The 16828-nt window shown below is 64.2% G+C and carries 17 protein-coding genes; 10 read left to right on the top strand and 7 right to left on the bottom strand.

The window, feature by feature from the left end; all coding sequences use genetic code 11:
* Positions 1 to 46: 46 nt before the first annotated feature.
* The 3 genes from AC0L27_RS21070 to AC0L27_RS21060 form a co-directional block, all read right to left on the bottom strand.
* Positions 47 to 328: a GIY-YIG nuclease family protein gene (locus tag AC0L27_RS21070; RefSeq protein WP_354063384.1), complete on the bottom strand. Its 282-nt coding sequence runs from the start codon at positions 326 to 328 to the stop codon at positions 47 to 49.
* A gap of 106 nt (positions 329 to 434) precedes the next feature.
* Entirely contained in the window at positions 435 to 1208 is a 774-nt protein-coding gene (gene ubiG / locus AC0L27_RS21065; RefSeq protein WP_354207422.1) for a bifunctional 2-polyprenyl-6-hydroxyphenol methylase/3-demethylubiquinol 3-O-methyltransferase UbiG, read from the bottom strand.
* A 14-nt stretch (positions 1209 to 1222) separates the two neighbouring features.
* The gene (locus tag AC0L27_RS21060; protein WP_035973495.1) at positions 1223 to 1690 is read right to left on the bottom strand and encodes a PH domain-containing protein; all 468 of its coding nucleotides are present in this window, start codon (positions 1688 to 1690) and stop codon (positions 1223 to 1225) included.
* A 149-nt stretch (positions 1691 to 1839) separates the two neighbouring features.
* On the opposite strand from AC0L27_RS21060, the gene AC0L27_RS21055 reads away from it, so the two are divergent.
* The 5 genes from AC0L27_RS21055 (at position 1840) to AC0L27_RS21035 (ending at position 8920) form a co-directional block, all read left to right on the top strand.
* Positions 1840 to 3096: an aspartate kinase gene (locus tag AC0L27_RS21055; protein ID WP_035973494.1), complete on the top strand. Its 1257-nt coding sequence runs from the start codon at positions 1840 to 1842 to the stop codon at positions 3094 to 3096.
* A 269-nt stretch (positions 3097 to 3365) separates the two neighbouring features.
* Positions 3366 to 5633 carry a phosphoenolpyruvate--protein phosphotransferase gene (gene ptsP / locus AC0L27_RS21050; RefSeq protein ID WP_275172707.1) on the top strand — a complete coding sequence of 756 codons (2268 nt, stop codon included), beginning with the start codon at positions 3366 to 3368 and terminating at the stop codon, positions 5631 to 5633.
* A 58-nt stretch (positions 5634 to 5691) separates the two neighbouring features.
* Entirely contained in the window at positions 5692 to 6777 is a 1086-nt protein-coding gene (gene prfA, locus AC0L27_RS21045; RefSeq protein ID WP_354063379.1) for a peptide chain release factor 1, read from the top strand.
* A gap of 7 nt (positions 6778 to 6784) precedes the next feature.
* Complete coding sequence (prmC, locus tag AC0L27_RS21040; protein WP_354207419.1) at positions 6785 to 7666, top strand: peptide chain release factor N(5)-glutamine methyltransferase; 882 nt, start codon at positions 6785 to 6787, stop codon at positions 7664 to 7666.
* 462 nt (positions 7667 to 8128) lie between these two features.
* A complete protein-coding gene (locus tag AC0L27_RS21035) occupies positions 8129 to 8920 on the top strand; it encodes a DUF4167 domain-containing protein (RefSeq protein WP_063992452.1) in 792 nt (263 codons plus the stop codon).
* Positions 8921 to 8990: 70 nt separating this feature from the next.
* On the opposite strand, the gene AC0L27_RS21030 is transcribed toward AC0L27_RS21035, so the two are convergent.
* A complete protein-coding gene (locus tag AC0L27_RS21030) occupies positions 8991 to 9737 on the bottom strand; it encodes a class I SAM-dependent methyltransferase (protein ID WP_354063374.1) in 747 nt (248 codons plus the stop codon).
* A gap of 108 nt (positions 9738 to 9845) precedes the next feature.
* Here AC0L27_RS21030 and gloB point away from each other — a divergent pair, with 108 nt between their 5' ends.
* The 3 genes from gloB (at position 9846) to AC0L27_RS21015 (ending at position 11832) form a co-directional block, all read left to right on the top strand.
* Positions 9846 to 10613 carry a hydroxyacylglutathione hydrolase gene (gene gloB, locus AC0L27_RS21025; RefSeq protein WP_354207416.1) on the top strand — a complete coding sequence of 256 codons (768 nt, stop codon included), beginning with the start codon at positions 9846 to 9848 and terminating at the stop codon, positions 10611 to 10613.
* Between the two features lie 37 nt (positions 10614 to 10650).
* Entirely contained in the window at positions 10651 to 11073 is a 423-nt protein-coding gene (locus AC0L27_RS21020) for a cupin domain-containing protein (protein ID WP_354257733.1), read from the top strand.
* A 75-nt stretch (positions 11074 to 11148) separates the two neighbouring features.
* Positions 11149 to 11832 carry a flavin reductase family protein gene (locus tag AC0L27_RS21015; RefSeq protein WP_354207414.1) on the top strand — a complete coding sequence of 228 codons (684 nt, stop codon included), beginning with the start codon at positions 11149 to 11151 and terminating at the stop codon, positions 11830 to 11832.
* Between the two features lie 282 nt (positions 11833 to 12114).
* Here the strand turns inward: AC0L27_RS21015 and yddG are convergent, their stop codons facing one another.
* The 3 genes from yddG to AC0L27_RS21000 all read right to left on the bottom strand — a co-directional run bounded on the left by yddG (position 12115) and on the right by AC0L27_RS21000 (position 15258).
* Complete coding sequence (yddG, locus tag AC0L27_RS21010; RefSeq protein WP_354207412.1) at positions 12115 to 12984, bottom strand: aromatic amino acid exporter YddG; 870 nt, start codon at positions 12982 to 12984, stop codon at positions 12115 to 12117.
* A gap of 129 nt (positions 12985 to 13113) precedes the next feature.
* A complete protein-coding gene (gene phbB, locus AC0L27_RS21005; protein WP_275172699.1) occupies positions 13114 to 13839 on the bottom strand; it encodes an acetoacetyl-CoA reductase in 726 nt (241 codons plus the stop codon).
* A 240-nt stretch (positions 13840 to 14079) separates the two neighbouring features.
* Positions 14080 to 15258 (bottom strand): acetyl-CoA C-acetyltransferase, encoded by a 1179-nt coding sequence (locus AC0L27_RS21000; protein WP_275172698.1) that lies wholly within the window; start codon positions 15256 to 15258, stop codon positions 14080 to 14082.
* Between the two features lie 304 nt (positions 15259 to 15562).
* Between AC0L27_RS21000 and phaR the strand changes: the two genes are divergently transcribed.
* Together phaR and AC0L27_RS20990 are read left to right on the top strand one after the other, a co-directional pair.
* Complete coding sequence (gene phaR / locus AC0L27_RS20995; protein WP_354063367.1) at positions 15563 to 16159, top strand: polyhydroxyalkanoate synthesis repressor PhaR; 597 nt, start codon at positions 15563 to 15565, stop codon at positions 16157 to 16159.
* Positions 16160 to 16201: 42 nt separating this feature from the next.
* Positions 16202 to 16819 carry a class I SAM-dependent methyltransferase gene (locus tag AC0L27_RS20990; RefSeq protein WP_354207409.1) on the top strand — a complete coding sequence of 206 codons (618 nt, stop codon included), beginning with the start codon at positions 16202 to 16204 and terminating at the stop codon, positions 16817 to 16819.
* Positions 16820 to 16828: the final 9 nt, after the last annotated feature.

The following is a 16828-nucleotide window of genomic DNA, read 5'->3' as shown; positions in this document are numbered from 1 at the left end:
TGCGTTCGCAGGGACGACAGTGGGAGGCTTGACCGCGTCCTTCCCTTCAAATCAGGAGATCGCTCAGATCGCGCCATTCCAGGTTTTCGCGCTCTATCAACTCGATCTTCCAGTCGCGCTTCCAGCGCTTCAGCTGCTTTTCACGGGCGATCGCGTCTTCTGCCCGCTCAAAGGTCTCGGTGTAGACGAGCCGGTGCACCCCGTAGCGCTTGACGAATTTCGAGCCCTTGCCGCTCCGGTGCTCTTCCAAGCGCCTCTGGAGCGAGTTGGTGATCCCGATATAGAGTGTTCCGTGATGACCGCTGGCGAGGATGTAGACGTAATACATGCTCGGAACGCCTGTCTTGGCTAACGGCTCAGCCTGTGGTTATGGGTCCCTGCGTTCGCAGGGACGACACCGTTCGAAGGGCACGAGCTCGCACTTTACTCCCCCCTCACACCATGCCTTCCGCCACCACCATGTAGTTCACGTCCATGTCTGACGAGAGGGTCCATTTGTCGGCGAAGGGGCTGTAGACGACGCCGGTCTGCTCGGTGATGACGAGGCGGTTGTCGAGCAGATATTTCGTCAGCTCGTCGGGGGTGACGAACTTGTTCCATTCGTGGGTGCCGCGCGGCAGCCAGCGCAGGACGTATTCGGCGCCGACGATGGCGAGCGCAAAGCTCTTCCAGTTCCTGTTCAGCGTCGAGACCACCATCAGGCCGTTCGGCTTCAGCATCGCGGCGCAGCGCTTCAGGAAAACGCCGACGTCGACGACGTGCTCGACCACCTCCATCGCCAGCACGATGTCGAAGCGCTCGCGCGGGTCGATCTCCTCAACCGTAGTGCAGCGATAGTCGATCGCAAGATGGGCCTTGTCGGCATGCAGCTTGGCGGCCGCGATGTTGCTGACCGACGGATCGACGCCGATGACCTGCGCACCCAGGCGCGACAGCGGCTCGCAGAGCAGGCCGGCGCCGCAGCCGATGTCGAGCACGCGCAGACCGCCGAGGCAGTTGAGGCTGCGCACATTGCGCTCGAACTTGCGGCAGGCGGCGTCGCGGATGTAGCCGAGCCGCAGCGGGTTGATCCGGTGCAGCGGCGCCATCTTGCCGTTGGGATCCCACCACTCGGCCGAAAGTTTTGAGAATTTCGCGATCTCGGCGGCGTCGACGGTCGAGCCCGGCTGCGGGCTTGCGGTAGCGGAAGTATTTTGCTGCATGCTCATGGTGACGCGCGGTCCTACCGCGTGGTGATCGAACTGCGGAAGGCGAGCGGCGAGGCGATGGTCCGGATGGTTTCGCGACCTTCCCCCACGCCATTGATGGTCACGTCGCCATAGTTGAGAATACGTCCAAGAATGGTCTGATTCACATCGACGCTCTCGACCTTGTCCAGCGCCATCTCGAAGGTGCGGCGCTTGATGAAGCCGGTCTTGTGCACGATCCGCAAATTGGTCACGTCGGTCTCGGTGGTAAAGCGATGGAACCAGCCCTTCACGGTCCAGTACAGCGCCGCCAGAGCCACCAGGCCGGCCGCGACGAGGCAGAGCAGCACGAGCCCCTCGACGATGGTTTGCCGGGACAGGACGAACAGGGCCAGCGCCACGATCCAGGCCAGGATCGCCGGCAAATAGAAGATCCAGTGCGCATTAGTCGAATACAGCACCCGCTCGCCCGGTTGCAGGATCTCGTCGATATAACGCGCCATGACCTCGATTAACCCATTGCCCGGATTGGCCTGCGCAGGAACCCGCTTGCCCCCGGCCCCGCCCGTCTGTATACGCGCGGTCGGTATCGCAGGCACCCGTCCAGCGCGGGTCACCATACTTATCCTTATGAGGGAATGCACGCGTCGTCATGAGCCGCCTCGTGATGAAATTCGGCGGCACATCCGTCGCCAACATCGAACGTATCCGCAACGTCGCACGCCATGTGAAGCGTGAGGTCGACGCCGGCCATGAAGTGGCCGTGGTCGTCTCGGCGATGTCGGGGAAAACCAACGAGCTGGTGGCCTGGTGCACCGAGGCCTCGCCGATGCACGACGCGCGCGAATACGACGCCGTCGTCGCCTCGGGCGAACAGGTGACGTCCGGCCTGCTTGCCATCGTGCTTCAGGGCATGGGCATCCAGGCCCGCTCCTGGCAGGGCTGGCAGATCCCGATCAAGACCAGCGACGCCCATGCCTCGGCCCGGATCGAGGGCATCGACGGCAGCGAGATCATCAAGCGCTTCAGGGAGCGCAAGGAAGTCGCCGTGATCGCCGGCTTCCAGGGCATCAACCCCGAGACCAACCGCATCACCACGCTCGGCCGCGGCGGCTCCGACACCTCGGCCGTGGCGATCGCCGCCGCCGTCAAGGCGGACCGCTGCGACATCTACACCGACGTCGACGGTGTCTACACCACCGATCCGCGAATCGTGCCGAAGGCGCGCCGGCTCGACAAGATCGCGTTCGAAGACATGCTGGAGCTGGCCTCCCAGGGCGCCAAGGTGCTCCAGGTCCGCTCGGTGGAACTCGGCATGGTCCACAACATGCCGATTTTCGTCCGCTCGAGCTTCGACAAGCCCGAGGATATCGACCCGCATGCCAACCAGCCGCCCGGCACGCTGATCTGCAGCGAGGAGGAGATCATGGAAAGCCACGTCGTCACCGGCATCGCCTTTTCGAAGGACGAGGCCCAGATCTCGGTACGCCAGATCGAGGACAAGCCCGGCGTGGCAGCGTCGATCTTCGGCCCGCTCGCCGATGCCAACATCAACGTCGACATGATCGTGCAGAACGTCTCCGAGGACGGCAAGACCACCGATCTCACTTTCACGGTCCCGGCCGCCGACTACACGAGGGCCAAGGAGACGATCACCGCGGCCAAGAGCCAGATCAATTATGCCCGGCTCGACACCGCGACCGACGTCGCCAAGATCTCGGTGATCGGCAGCGGCATGCGCAGCCATGCCGGCGTTGCCGCCCAGGCGTTCTCGGCCCTCGCAGGACGGAATATCAACATCCGGGCCATTACAACCTCCGAGATCAAATTCTCGGTCCTGATCGACACCGCCTATACCGAGCTTGCGGTGCGCACGCTGCACACGCTCTACGGTCTCGATCAAGCTTAGGCTAATTTTCTCTTAGCGGTCGCAGCAAACGCTGAGGTCTCCACACTTTCGCGTTTGGCAGGCGTTTTGCTTGGCAAAACAAGCCCCAATTCGCTATACGGCGAACAGGGTGGGCTGCCGGAAACTGTGCCCCAGTTGAGGCGGTGCTGATTCGGCCCAGGCAACCGTCGGGGCCGGGGCCGGACGAGCAAATTTGTTGTTTTTCTGGATTTCTGGGCGAGCCGCCGCGGGTCCTTTCGGCCCCGGCAGACGGAGGAGATTGACGGTTCATGCGGAGCGCGTCGGGAGGTCCCCGCGTCTTGTTGAGACGGCTCCGCGAAACCATGGCGGAGCAGGTCTCGGCCCAGGAGCGGCTCGACAAGATCGTGGTGCTGATCGCGGCCAACATGGTGGCCGAGGTGTGCTCGGTCTATGTGCTGCGCGTCGACAACACGCTCGAGCTCTATGCCACCGAAGGCCTCAACCGCGAGGCGGTGCACCACACCGTGCTCAGCGCCCATGAAGGCCTTGTCGGCCTGGTCGCCAGCGAGGCAACCCCTCTCAATCTGAGCGATGCGCAGAGCCATCCGGCCTTCTCGTTCCGCCCGGAAACCGGCGAAGAAATCTACCACTCCTTCCTCGGCGTGCCGATCCTGCGCGCCGGCAACACGCTCGGCGTGCTGGTGGTGCAGAACCGCGCCAAGCGCAACTATGTCGAGGAGGAGCTCGAGGCGCTTCAGACCACAGCGATGGTGCTGGCGGAGCTGATCGCCTCCGGCGAGCTGTCTGCGCTGGCCCAGCCGGGCCATGAGCCCGCGGCGCGTCATTCGGCGCAGAAGGTCGGCGCCATCCTGTCGGAAGGCATCGCACTCGGCCATGTCGTGCTGCACGAGCCGCGCGTCGTCATCAAGGACTACATCGCCGAGGACCTGCCGAAGGAGATCAAGCGGCTCGACACCGCGCTCGCCAAGCTGCGCGCCGATCTCGATCGCATGCTGGAGCGCGGCGACGTGGCGGAAGGCGGCGAGCATCGCGAGGTGCTGGAAGCCTACCGCATGTTCGCCAACGACCAGGGCTGGTCGCACAAGCTGCACGAGGCGGTCGCCACCGGCCTCACGGCGGAAGCCGCCGTCGAGCGTGTGCAATCCGACACCCGCGCGCGCATGCTGCGCTCGACCGATCCCTATTTGCGTGACCGGCTGCATGATCTCGAGGATCTCGGCTATCGCCTGATGCGGCAGCTGGTCGGCCAGGATCACGCGCCTTCACGCGAACAATTGCCCGACAACGCCATCGTCATCGCGCGCGCGATGGGCCCGGCGGCGCTGCTCGACTATGACCGCAAGCGCCTGCGCGGCATCATCTTGGAGGAAGGCACCGCCAACTCCCACGTCTCGATCGTGGCGCGCGCGCTCGGCATTCCCGCGGTCGGCGAGGTCCCGAACGCGCCTGGTATTGCTGATCCCGGCGACGCCGTCATCGTCGACGGCACCTCCGGCATGATCTATGTGCGCCCATCGCAGGAGGTCGAGGCGGCCTTTGCGGAGCGCGTGCGCTTCCGCGCCCGCCGCCAGGCGCAGTATCTGGCGCTGCGCGACCTGCCCTGCGTCACCAAAGACGGCCAGAAGGTCGAGCTGATGATCAATGCGGGTCTCGCGATCGACCTGCCGCACATCGAAGACACCGGCAGCGCCGGCATCGGCCTGTTCCGCACCGAGCTGCAATTCATGGTCGGCCAGAGCCTGCCGCGCACCAGCGACCAGCTCGCGCTCTATCGCACCGTGCTGGATGCCGCCGGCACGAAGCCGGTCACCTTCCGCACCCTCGACATCGGCGGCGACAAGGCGCTGCCTTATATGGAAGCGGTGATCGAGGAGAATCCCGCGCTCGGATGGCGCGCGATCCGACTCGGGCTCGACCGTCCCGGCCTGCTGCGCGGCCAGATCCGCGCATTGCTGCGTGCCGGCGGCGGCCGCGCCCTGCGCATCATGTTCCCGATGATCTCCGAGGTGGGTGAATTCGATTCGGCGAAGGCGCTGGTCGAACGCGAGCTGACCTATCTGCGCCAGCACGGCCACACGCTGCCTGAAAGAATCGACATCGGCACCATGGTCGAGGTGCCGGCGCTGCTCTATCAGCTCGACGAGCTCCTGAAGAAGGTCGACTTCATCTCGGTCGGCTCCAACGATCTGTTCCAGTTCCTGTTCGCGGTCGACCGCGGCAACGCAAAAGTCTCCGAGCGCTTTGACACCATGTCGGCGCCGATCCTGCGCGCGCTTCGCGACATTGCGCGCAAGACGCAAGCCGCGAAGAAATCGCTGTCGCTCTGCGGCGAGATGGCCTCGAAGCCGATCGGCGCACTCGCCCTGATCGCGATGGGCTATCGCTCGCTGTCGCTCTCGGCCACCGCGCTCGGCCCGGTCAAGGCGATGGTGATCGATCTCGACGCCAAGAAGGCCGAAGCGATGCTCGGTCCGTTGCTGGACGCGCCCGCCGGCAGCGTCTCGATCCGGCAGAAGCTGACGGAATTTGCCGAGGCCGAAGGCCTGGCGTTGTAGCGGGCCTGTCGCCCCTTCCCGCCGCCTCGCCCTTTTCCGCATTTTTGAGACTGAACCGATGTCGTCACTCCCCGAAGCCAAACTGGACGTCCTGCTCGCGCATCACGCCTCGCTGGAGGCCGAATCGCTCGGTCAGCTCGCCTCCGAACGCTATGTGCAGATCACCCGTGAGCTCGCCGAGCTCACGCCGCTGATCGAAGCGGTCAAAGCCTATCGCTCGGCCGTCAAGGAGCTCGCCGACACCGAGGCGCTGATCGCCGACCCCGCGACCGATGCGGAGATGCGCGGCATGGCGGAAGCCGAGCGCGACGAGCTGACGCCCAAGATCGAGGAGCTGGTCCAGAAGATCCGCGTCGCGCTGCTGCCGAAGGACGCCATGGACGACCGCAACGTGGTGCTGGAAATCCGCGCCGGAACCGGCGGCGACGAGGCTTCGCTGTTCGCCGGCGATTTGTTCCGGATGTACGAGCGCTTCGCGGCCCTGCAGGGCTGGAAGGTCGAGGTGATCTCGGCAAGCGAGGGCAGCGTCGGCGGCTATAAGGAAATCATCGCCGAGGTGCAGGGCCGCGGCGCGTTCTCGAAGCTGAAATTCGAGTCCGGCGTGCACCGGGTGCAGCGCGTACCGGACACCGAGACGCAGGGGCGCATCCACACATCCGCCGCCACCGTCGCCGTGATGCCCGAGGTCGAGGAGGTCGACGTCGAGATCAGGAACGATGATTTGCGTATCGAGACGATGCGCGCCGGAGGCGCCGGCGGCCAGCACGTCAACAAGACGGAATCGGCGATCCGCATCACCCACATCCCGACCGGCATCGTGGTGATGATGCAGGACAGCCGCTCGCAGCACAAGAATCGCGCTTCCGCCATGAACATCCTGCGTTCGCGCATCTACGACGCCGAGCAGCAACGCCTCGACGCGGCGCGCTCGGCCGAGCGCAAGGAGAAGGTCGGCTCCGGCGATCGCAGCGAGCGCATCCGCACCTATAATTTCCCGCAAGGACGCGTCACCGATCACCGCATCAATTTGACGCTCTACAAGCTGCCGCAGGTGATGGCGGGCGAAGCGCTGGGCGAACTGACCGACGCGCTGACCACCGAGCACCAGGCCGCGCAGCTCGCCGCCCAGGGCGCGGCGGCGTGACCGGCGCGTGAGCAATCCCTTCACCCGATTATCCGTTGAGAGCGCGCGGCGCGCGCTGGCCGCGCAACTGAGATCGGCGCAGCTCGAAGAAGCCGAGCTCGACGCGCGTATCCTGCTCGGCGCGGCACTCGGACTTGATCTCACAGGCCTAATCGCGCAGGCCGCCCGCCTGCTCGCGGAAGCCGAAACGTCGCGGCTCGCGCAATATGCCGGGCGCCGCATCGCCGGCGAGCCGGTCGCCCGCATTCTCGGCACACGTGAATTCTGGGGCCTGCCGTTTCGTCTGTCGGAAGCAACGCTGGTGCCGCGTCCCGATACCGAGACCGTGGTCGAACTCGCGCTCGAAATCTTTCGCGAGCGGCAAGCCTCCCATCAGATCCGCATTGCTGATATCGGCACCGGATCCGGCGCCATCCTGCTCGCGCTGCTGCACGAAATTCCCGGCGCCTTCGGCGTCGGCACCGATCTCAGTCTGACCGCGATCAAGACCGCCAGAGACAACGCCGCGGCTCTGGGCCTCGCCGACCGCGCCAGCTTCGTCGCCTGCTCCTACGCAGCCGCGCTCCGCGGCCCGTTCGATCTCATCGTGTCGAACCCGCCCTACATCCCGTCGGCCGAAATTCCGAAACTGAGCATCGAGGTGCGCGAGCACGATCCGCATCTGGCGCTCGACGGCGGCAATGACGGTTACGACGCCTATCGGGCCCTGATCCCGCAGGGGGCTGAACGTCTCGCCCCCGGCGGAGCCCTGATCGTCGAGGCCGGACAGGGCCAGGCCCGGAATATTGAAACCTTGATGACGGCTGCCGCGTTGGTCGTGGACAGGCCGCCCAAGGCCGATCTGACGGGCATCCCGCGGGCGGTTTCGGCCCGGAAAATGCCCCCATAAAAGCCGGATTGGGCTGCAAAAAACCTCTTGGAATATCCCTTGGGAACGACTACCTTCCGATCAACACATCGGTGCCGGCCCCGTAGACCTACGGGCGAAAGCCGGGCTCTCGGGCGAGAGCTTACTGATAATGGTTCCAAGCCGCAGGTCCTGTTGAGCGCGATGGCCATTTGAGCTGCGCTGCTTACCGACCGCAACGTGAACGAAAGCCTGATATTGCGCTTGAAGACTTACGCAACAAAGCAGGGCTTGTTTCGGCAGGCGATATGAATGGGTTCGCTGGCGATGGATGCTGGCGGTGGGGAACGCGTCTTTTGTTGAACGCGACGGTCGACGAACATCGGCAGGGATCAATCCGCTCTTGCGTGCGGTTGCGCGCAAGCGATGTGAACCGCTGTCACCAGGTCACTCTCGGCAATCAGTAATGCGTGCAACCTTTAGGGCTGGAATTAAAGGCAGGACATGAGAAACGGTCAGAACAAGCAGCGGATGCGCAACCGCAACAATAATAATAACAATAACAACAATAATAACCGGCGCGGCCAGAACCCGATGACCCGGGTCTACGAGTCCAACGGACCCGACATCAAGATCCGCGGCACGGCTTCGCATATTGCTGAAAAGTATCTCCAGCTCGCGCGCGACGCGCGCTCCTCCGGAGACCCCGTTGCGGCCGAGAACTACTACCAGCATGCCGAGCATTATTTTCGCCTGATCGCGACGGCTCAGGAACAGTTCCGGCAGAACCAGCAGCCGCGCGGCGATGAGCCCATCAGCAACAGCAGCGGCGACGACGGCGAGGACGACGGCGAGAATTTCTCGAATTTCGGCCAGGAGCCGGGCTTTGTCCCACAGCCGCCGCCGCAGCCCTTCACGCGCGACCGCGACGGCCCGCGCGATCATCAACCGCGTGATCATCAGCCCCGCGACAACCACTATCAGCGCGACAACCAGCAGCCGCGCGAGCATCGCGAACGCGACCATCGTCCGCAGCCGCAATATCAGCCCCAGCCGCAACCGCTGCCGCTGAACCAGCCCCAGCCCGTCGTCGCCGACGCTGTCAGCGTCGATCGGCTGCCCTCTTTCATCACCGGCCCGCAACCGCAGGTGAGCGGTGGCGCGCCCGGCCAGGCCGGCTTCGAGGGTGGTGGTGGCGAGCGCTTTCCGCGGCGGCGCCGCCGGCCGAATGGCCCGCGCCCCGAGCGCGAAGCCGCTCCGGCCGCCTCGAGCGACGAAGTGGCCCCCGGCGAGTAAACCTTTCGCCGGACATCTTGCGCCAGATACCCTGACCTGAATCGTCCCGGCATGTCCGGGACGATTTTTTTTAGCTGCGCGTCGCCGTCGTCGAGGACGGTACCAGCACCGGCTTCGCCAGCGAGGGAATCAGCCGCGCCCGCTCGCGCTTGGCGGGGATCGCGCGGTAGACCTGCTTGGTCGCCTCGACGATGTGCACGCCGGCGAAGGGCAGCGACAGCGCGGCGCCGGCGCGCTCCCACATCTGCGCGGATTTCAGCACCCAGCCGCCGGCATAAGGCGGCATGAACAGCGCCTCGCCCCAGGTGGTCGGGGTGAACCAGGTCTGGCGCAACAGGTCGGTGATCTGCGAGCGCGAATAGGGCCGGCCGTGACCGAACGGCGTGCTGTCGGTGCGGGTCCACACCCCGCGCCGGTTCGGGATGACCGCAATCATGCGGCCGGACGGCGACAGCACGCGCCACACCTCGCGCAGCAGCGCGGCGGGATCGTCCGACATTTCCAATGCATGGACCAGCAGGATGCGATCGACCGCGGCGTCGGGAAGCGGCAGCGAGAACTCATCCACCAGCGAGGCGAGCGCCGGCCGTCCCGTCGGCCATTTCAGGACGCCCTGGGCCGACGGCATGAAGGCAATGCAGCGCTCCGCGTCCTCGCGGAACAACCCGAGATAGGGTGTGGGATAACCGAAGCCGAGCACCCGCTGGCCGTCGACGCGCGGCCAGCGCTCCCGAATGCCGCGATTGATCATTTGCCGCGCCACAATCCCGAGGCGACGGGAGTAGAACTCGCGGAGGTCGACGACATCAATGGTCATGACCGCAATGTAACATGCACGAGGCGGCCCCTGCGCGCGGAATATTGCATTGCCTGCGCAACGTTAACGCCATATTTGTCTGACGGAGCTGAGCGCGATGGAGATGACATGGCCGCCGAAATTCGTACTTTTACCTGTTTAAACGACAATTTCGGTTATCTGATCCACGATGTGGAAACCAAGGCGACGGCGTCGATCGACGCGCCGGAGGCCGGCCCCATCGTGAAGGCGCTCGAGCGCGAGGGCTGGCAGCTCACCGACATCCTAATCACCCATCATCATGGCGATCATGTCGGCGGGGTCGCCGAACTCAAGCAGAAATACAATTGCCGCGTCGTCGCGCCGCATGACAAGACGACGGAGATCGCAGACGTCGACCTGCGCGTCGCCAATGCCGAAATCGTCAAGGTCGGCAGCTTGCTGGGGCGTGTACTGGAGACGCCCGGCCACACGCTCGACCACATCTCCTACGTGTTCGACACCGAGAAAGCGCTGTTCGCCGCCGACACGCTGTTCTCGATCGGCTGCGGCCGCGTGTTCGAGGGCACCTATCCGATGATGTGGGATTCGCTTCTGAAGCTGCGTGCCCTGCCCGACGACTTCAATCTCTATTGCGGCCATGAATATACGGCATCCAACGTCAAGTTCGCGCTGACCGTCGATCCCGACAATGCGGCGCTGCAGGCGCGCGCGGCGGAGGTGGCGAGGCTGCGGGCCGAGAACAAGCCGACCATTCCCTCGCTGCTTGGTGATGAGAAGCGGACAAACGTGTTCCTGCGCGCCGATGAACCGTCGATCGCAGCCAGGCTGCACATGAAGGGCGCGGATGCCACCGCGGTGTTCGGAGAGCTGCGCGAGCGCAAGAACAAATCTTGAAGAACAAGTCTTGAAGAACAAATCCTGACGGGAATCGATGCCGACCGCAGCCGAGATCATCGCGCGCCTCGAACTCCGCCCACATCCCGAAGGCGGGCATTACCGCGAGACGTTTCGCGACCAAACCACGGACGCCAACGGCCGCGCGCGCTCGACCCTGATCTATTTCCTGCTGGCGCGCGGCGAGCGCTCGCACTGGCATCGCATCGATGCTGTCGAGAGCTGGCACTATTACGCCGGCAGCCCGCTGACGCTGCGCATCGCCCACGACGGCTGCTCCCAGCACGAGGTGCGGCTCGGCACGGATCTGTTGAACGGCGAGCGGCCACAGGCGATCGTGCCGGCCGATGCGTGGCAGACGGCGGAGACCACCGGCGAGTGGACCCTGGTCGGCTGCACCGTGGCACCCGCCTTCGAGTTCGCCAAGTTCGAGCTCGCGCCGAAGGGGTGGGAGCCCTGAATCTCAATCTGGAATCGGGTGGGTTCGGTCCGCGTCACGCCTTAGGACAGCGCTTCCAGCGAACAGGAGCGCACGATGCACGGAATACTCGGCCCCGCCGCCGTCCAGATCGACCCGGCCATTTTGTATTTCGGCACGCCCGTCGTCCTCATCGGCTCAACCAATGAAGACGGCACTTCCAATCTCGCGCCGATGTCGTCGGCATGGTGGGTCGGGTGGCGCTGCATGCTGGGACTGGCCCGGAATTCCAAGACCACCGAGAACATGATTCGCACGGGCGAATGCGTGCTCAATCTGCCGTCCGCCGATCTCGTAGCCGCGGTCGATCGCCTCGCACGGACCACGGGATCGGCTCCGGTGCCGCCCGGCAAACTCTATCGCGGCTATCGGCACGAAAAGGACAAGTTCAGCGTTTGCGGATTGACAGCGCTGGCAGGCGAAACGGTCGGCGCACCACGCGCGGCCGAGTGCCCCGTGCAGATGGAAGCCAAGGTCGCGCATATGCACGAGATGGCGCAGGACGATCAGGTCTTTCGCGGCCATCTGGCCGCGATCGAGGTCCGCATTACCCGCGTGCATGCGCATCCCAACATCATGATGGACGGTGCAAGCAACCGCATCGATCCGGACAAATGGCGGCCGCTGATCCTCAGCTTCCAGGAGTTCTACGGCCTAATGCCACAACGCTTGCAGCGCTCCGAACTCGGACAGATTCCGGAGGCGATGTATCGGCCGCCGGGTTGGCAGCCGGCGCTTTAGCTGCGGATCAATCCTGGTCGGCTGGAGTGGGCTTCCGCACGGGTATTCGACGAACAAACCTCGCCGGAAGCCTCTCATAGGCCGGCCGATAACCACCGGCTCGATAATCTTCCTCTGTCAATTCAATGAAGGATTTTCCATCGCTTATCGTAACGGTCTCGGGCCGGCCATTCGCGTGCTCGTTCCGATAAACGCCGGTGAATGTTTCGGGCGCCGCGCTGACTTGCGCCACGGCGCCCGGAGCTGGGAGCATCGAGATCAGCAGTATGGCGAACGAGCGCCTCATCGCTTCCGCAGCACCATGTCCTTCGCCGCGATCAGGCCGCCGCCGGCGATCAGGATCGCGGCGATGGTGATATTGGCACTCGCCTTCGCAAAGCCAGCGGCGATGAGGAAGCCGGTCGAGAGCAGCGGCGTCGCATAGGAGGCGGCGCCCAGCACGCGGATGTCGCCGCGCTTCATGCCGATGTCCCAGGCGTAGAACGCAGCACCGACGGGACCGATGCCGAGCGCGATGACGGAAAGCCATTGCAGCGTGGTGTCCGGCCATACGGTGGTTTCAAGCAGTCCATGCATCAGCGCGGCAAGCACCGCGGTGGCGAGGCAGAATCCGGCGACCGCATCGGTCGGCACTGCCTTCAAGCGCCGCGACAGCACCGAATAGGTTGCCCAAACGAACGCTGCGATGAAGGCCGCGGCCAATCCCGGCAATTGCTCCGGCGTGAAGCCCAAGGTGTTGCCGGCGAACAGCAGCACGGTGCCGACGAGGCCGAGCATGGCGCCGACGATGTGATGCGCGGCCAGCCGCTCGCCCGGCAGAAACGACGAGAACAGCACGATCAGGAGTGGCCACAGATAATTCAGCAGGCCGGCTTCAGCCGGTGGCGCAAAGCGCAACGCGAGGAAATACAGCGCGTGATAGCCGAACAGTCCGCCGACACCGACGGTCCACACGACCAGCGGCTGACGCAGGCTTTTGGCCGCCTCGCCGCGGCCGATCCAAGTGAGCAGGCCGACCAGACCGCCGATCGCGAACGTCATCGCGGCGAGCTGGAACGCCGGGATTTTTCCGGTCGCCACCGTCATTACTGACAGCAGCGACCACATCAGGATCGCGGTCAATCCGATCAGCGTTGCCGTGCGGGGAGTCATCGATCAAAAGGCTCTGAGGACGTTTATGCCCGGCACAAGGCCGGGCATTTTCGTCTTCACTATCGCCTTGTCGCGCCTGAAGCTACAGGCATTTGGCTCAGCGACGTCCAGCCGAGAGAATTGGCGTCATCAGGCTTGGTATTGGCCGCCGTTGATGGTCAGCGTCGAGCCGGTCATGAAGCCGGCCTCGTCCGCCGCCAGGAACACGACCGCGCGCGCGATCTCTTCCGGTTCACCGAGCCGGTTCACCGGGATCTGCGGGATCACGTTCTTTTCCAGGACGTCCTTTGGCACGGCCTGCACCATTTCGGTGTTGATGTAGCCGGGACAGATCGCGTTGACGGTGATGCCGCCCTTGGCGTTCTCGAGCGCGAGCGCCTTGGTGAAGCCGATGTCACCGGCCTTCGCCGCGGAATAGTTGACCTGGCCGAACTGTCCCTTTTGGCCATTGATCGACGAGATCGAGATGATGCGACCGAACTTGCGCGCACGCATGCCTTCGATGATTGGACGCGTCATGTTGAACAGCGAACCGAGGTTGGTATTGATGACGGCGTTCCACTGCTCGAGGGTCATCTTGTGGAAGGCGGTGTCGCGGGTGATGCCGGCATTGTTGACGAGCACGTCGATCGGGCCGACCTCGGCCTCGACCTTCTTCACGCCCTCGGCGCAGGCATCGAAATTGCTGACGTCCCATTTGTAGACCGCGATGCCGGTCTCGGCCTTGAACTTCTCCGCCGCCGCATCGTTGCCGGCATAGCTCGCCGCAACCTTGTAGCCAGCCGCCTTCAGCGCCTTGCTGATTGCAGCTCCGATGCCCCGCGTACCACCCGTCACCAATGCAACACGTGCCATATCGTATTTCCTTCCCTTGGACTCTTCGGACGTTTCTGAGTGATCGTTTTTAAGTGCGGATTATGGGGGACGTTTGACGGACATCAAGAACAAAACGCCCGGCGTCGAGCCGGGCGTTTCTCTTTAATTGAGGCTTGTACGGTTGCGAAGAATATTTGATTTGCAACCGCTGCCTTTTTAATCGCGTGCAACGCACTCAGCAACGCGTGCAGCGCACGCGCAAATGATGCGTCAACTATCTCAGTCGCGCGCCACACACATCGCGATACCCATGCCGCCGCCGATGCACAGCGTGGCGAGGCCCTTCTTCGAATCGCGCTTCTGCATTTCATGCAGCAGCGTCACCAGAACGCGCGCGCCGGAGGCGCCGACCGGATGGCCGATCGCGATCGCGCCGCCGTTGACGTTGACCTTGGAAGTATCCCAGCCGAGATCCTTATTGACGGCACAAGCCTGCGCCGCGAAGGCTTCGTTGGCCTCGATCAGGTCGAGATCGCCGACATTCCAGCCGGCCTTCTTCAGCGCGGCGCGCGAGGCCGGGATCGGGCCAGAGCCCATGATCTTCGGATCGACGCCCGCCTGCGCCCAGGACACGATGCGCGCGAGCGGCTTCTTGCCTTCCTTGGCGGCTTGCCTGGCGGTCATCAGCACCACGGCGGCAGCGCCGTCATTGATGCCGGACGCAGAGCCCGCGGTGACCGTGCCGTCCTTCTCGAAGGCGGGACGGAGCTTCGCCATCGCGTCGACCGTTGCGCCATGGCGCGGATATTCGTCGGCGCTGACGACGACATCGCCCTTGCGTCCCTTGATGGTGACGGGAACGATTTCGTCGTTGAATTTACCGGCCTTCTGCGCGGCCTCGGCCTTCTGCTGCGAGGCGACCGCGAACTCGTCCTGCTGGGCGCGGGTGATCTGCCACTGCCGCGCGACGTTCTCGGCGGTGTTGCCCATGTGATAGCCGTTGAAGGCGTCCCACAGGCCGTCCTTGATCATGGTGTCGATGAATTCGACTGCACCCATCTTTACGCCGCCACGCAGGTACTGGGCGTGCGGAGCCATGCTCATGGATTCCTGCCCGCCGGCGACCACGATCTCGGAATCGCCGTTGAGCAGCGCCTGATAGCCGAGCGCAACGGTGCGCAGACCCGAGCCGCAGAGCTGGTTGACGCCCCAGGCCGGGCTCTCGACCGGAATGCCGGCATTGATCGAAGCCTGACGGGCCGGGTTCTGGCCTTGGGCGGCGGTCAGGATCTGGCCCATGATGACTTCGGAGACCCGGCCGGGCTCGATGCCGCCGCGCTCCAGCGCGGCCTTGATGGCGATGGCCCCGAGATCATGGGCGGGAAGGGTTGCGAACGCTCCGTTGAAGCTTCCGACCGGGGTGCGGGCGGCGCTGACGATGACGACATCGTCTGACATGGGCATCTCCTGGGTTGTATGGGGGCAGACGGGGCTGGGGAAACGGCTCGCCAGTCTCGGACGGCATCCTGTTAACGTCGTTGAGGCATGTCAATCGGCCGGCGGCCGAATTCATCCCGCAGCGCATTCAAAATAGCGTTCTTGGCGCTTTCGCAAGCACGTTTTTGCTGCCCGATTAACCGTGGCGCACAAAACGGTAGCGTGACCCCTTTGAAAATGCTTATTTTGTTGCGTTGCGTACTCTTCCCGCCCTGCGGCATAGCCCGACAGGTTCCCGTTCTCCGCGTCTTGCAAGTGAGAGCCCATGGCGAAATCAGACCAACCCACCACGATCAAGAAATACGCGAACCGCCGGCTCTATAACACCGGAACGAGCACTTACGTGACGCTGGAAGACCTCGCCGCCATGGTCAAGGACGGCGAAGATTTCCTAGTCTACGACGCCAAGACCGGCGACGACATCACCCGCTCCGTGCTCGCCCAGATCATCTTCGAGCAGGAGAACAAGGCCGGCCAGAACCTGCTGCCGACCACCTTCCTGCGCCAGCTGATCCGCTTCTACGGCGACAGCATGCAGATGGTGGTGCCGAAATATCTGGAACAGGCCATCGCGTCGCTCACTCAGGAGCAGGAGAAGTTCCGCAAGCAGATCGCCACCTCCCTGTCCGGAACCCCGTTTGCGCCGCTGGAGGAACAGGTCCGCCGCAACATGGAGCTGTTCCAGCAGACCTTCTCGATGTTCAAGCCTTTCGCGCCCGGCGCGGCACGCCCCGCAGGCTCCGCGGAGCCGGCCCCGGAGGCGACCGCCGAGGCGCCGAAGGACAGCAACATCGACGATCTGCGCCAGCAGATGAAGGACATGCAGGAACGCCTCGAGCGGATGTCGAAGAAGGACGAGTAGATCGTCCCTCTGCGCCGGCTCCCGGCAAGCCGGAGGACGCGCATGTCCGACCGAAGCACCCATTGGGACAATGTTTACGCCACCAAGGGCGAAGCCGAGGTCAGCTGGTTTCAGAACAGTCCGGCGACTTCGCTCGCGATGATCCGGGCGGCCAATCCGGACCGCGCGGCCGCGATCATCGACATCGGCGGCGGCGCATCGCGACTTGTCGATGCTCTCCTGCTGGACGGATATCGCGACGTCGCCGTGCTGGATCTCTCAGCCAATGCGCTTGATGCTGCAAAGAAGCGAATTGGCACAGCCGCTTCGAGGGTCGACTGGATCGTTGCCGACGCCACGACATGGCGCCCGACAAAGGCATACGATCTATGGCACGATCGGGCGGCGTTTCACTTCCTGACCGACTCCCGCGACAGGACCGGATACATCGAGCGGCTGCGGTCGGCGGTTGCGCCCGGCGGCCACGTCATCATTGCGACGTTTGCACTCGACGGCCCCGAGAAATGCAGCGGCCTGCCGGTGCAGCGTCATGACAGCGCGAGTCTTGCGGCTGAGCTCGGGCCGGGGTTCGAGCTGGTCGAAACGCGCAACGAGGCGCACCACACGCCGTGGAATTCGACGCAGGCGTTTCAGTTCAGCCGGTTCAAGCGACACAGCTAAGGGCAGCGC

The sequence above is a fragment of the Bradyrhizobium sp. Ken51 genome, assembly GCF_055807435.1.
This window is presented reverse-complemented; position numbering and strand designations above follow the sequence as displayed.

Bases quoted from the DNA above. Each gene is read 5' to 3' on its own strand.
- AC0L27_RS21070 (WP_354063384.1), bottom strand. From the start codon at position 328: ATGTATTACGTCTACATCCTCGCCAGCGGTCATCACGGAACACTCTAT.
- AC0L27_RS20990 (WP_354207409.1), top strand. From the start codon at position 16,202: ATGTCCGACCGAAGCACCCATTGGGACAATGTTTACGCCACCAAGGGC.
- AC0L27_RS21015 (WP_354207414.1), top strand. From the start codon at position 11,149: ATGCACGGAATACTCGGCCCCGCCGCCGTCCAGATCGACCCGGCCATT.
- AC0L27_RS21020 (WP_354257733.1), top strand. From the start codon at position 10,651: ATGCCGACCGCAGCCGAGATCATCGCGCGCCTCGAACTCCGCCCACAT.
- ubiG (WP_354207422.1), bottom strand. From the start codon at position 1,208: ATGAGCATGCAGCAAAATACTTCCGCTACCGCAAGCCCGCAGCCGGGC.
- AC0L27_RS21060 (WP_035973495.1), bottom strand. From the start codon at position 1,690: ATGGCGCGTTATATCGACGAGATCCTGCAACCGGGCGAGCGGGTGCTG.
- yddG (WP_354207412.1), bottom strand. From the start codon at position 12,984: ATGACTCCCCGCACGGCAACGCTGATCGGATTGACCGCGATCCTGATG.
- phaR (WP_354063367.1), top strand. From the start codon at position 15,563: ATGGCGAAATCAGACCAACCCACCACGATCAAGAAATACGCGAACCGC.
- AC0L27_RS21030 (WP_354063374.1), bottom strand. From the start codon at position 9,737: ATGACCATTGATGTCGTCGACCTCCGCGAGTTCTACTCCCGTCGCCTC.
- AC0L27_RS21035 (WP_063992452.1), top strand. From the start codon at position 8,129: ATGAGAAACGGTCAGAACAAGCAGCGGATGCGCAACCGCAACAATAAT.
- phbB (WP_275172699.1), bottom strand. From the start codon at position 13,839: ATGGCACGTGTTGCATTGGTGACGGGTGGTACGCGGGGCATCGGAGCT.
- prfA (WP_354063379.1), top strand. From the start codon at position 5,692: ATGTCGTCACTCCCCGAAGCCAAACTGGACGTCCTGCTCGCGCATCAC.
- AC0L27_RS21055 (WP_035973494.1), top strand. From the start codon at position 1,840: ATGAGCCGCCTCGTGATGAAATTCGGCGGCACATCCGTCGCCAACATC.
- AC0L27_RS21000 (WP_275172698.1), bottom strand. From the start codon at position 15,258: ATGTCAGACGATGTCGTCATCGTCAGCGCCGCCCGCACCCCGGTCGGA.
- gloB (WP_354207416.1), top strand. From the start codon at position 9,846: ATGGCCGCCGAAATTCGTACTTTTACCTGTTTAAACGACAATTTCGGT.
- ptsP (WP_275172707.1), top strand. From the start codon at position 3,366: ATGCGGAGCGCGTCGGGAGGTCCCCGCGTCTTGTTGAGACGGCTCCGC.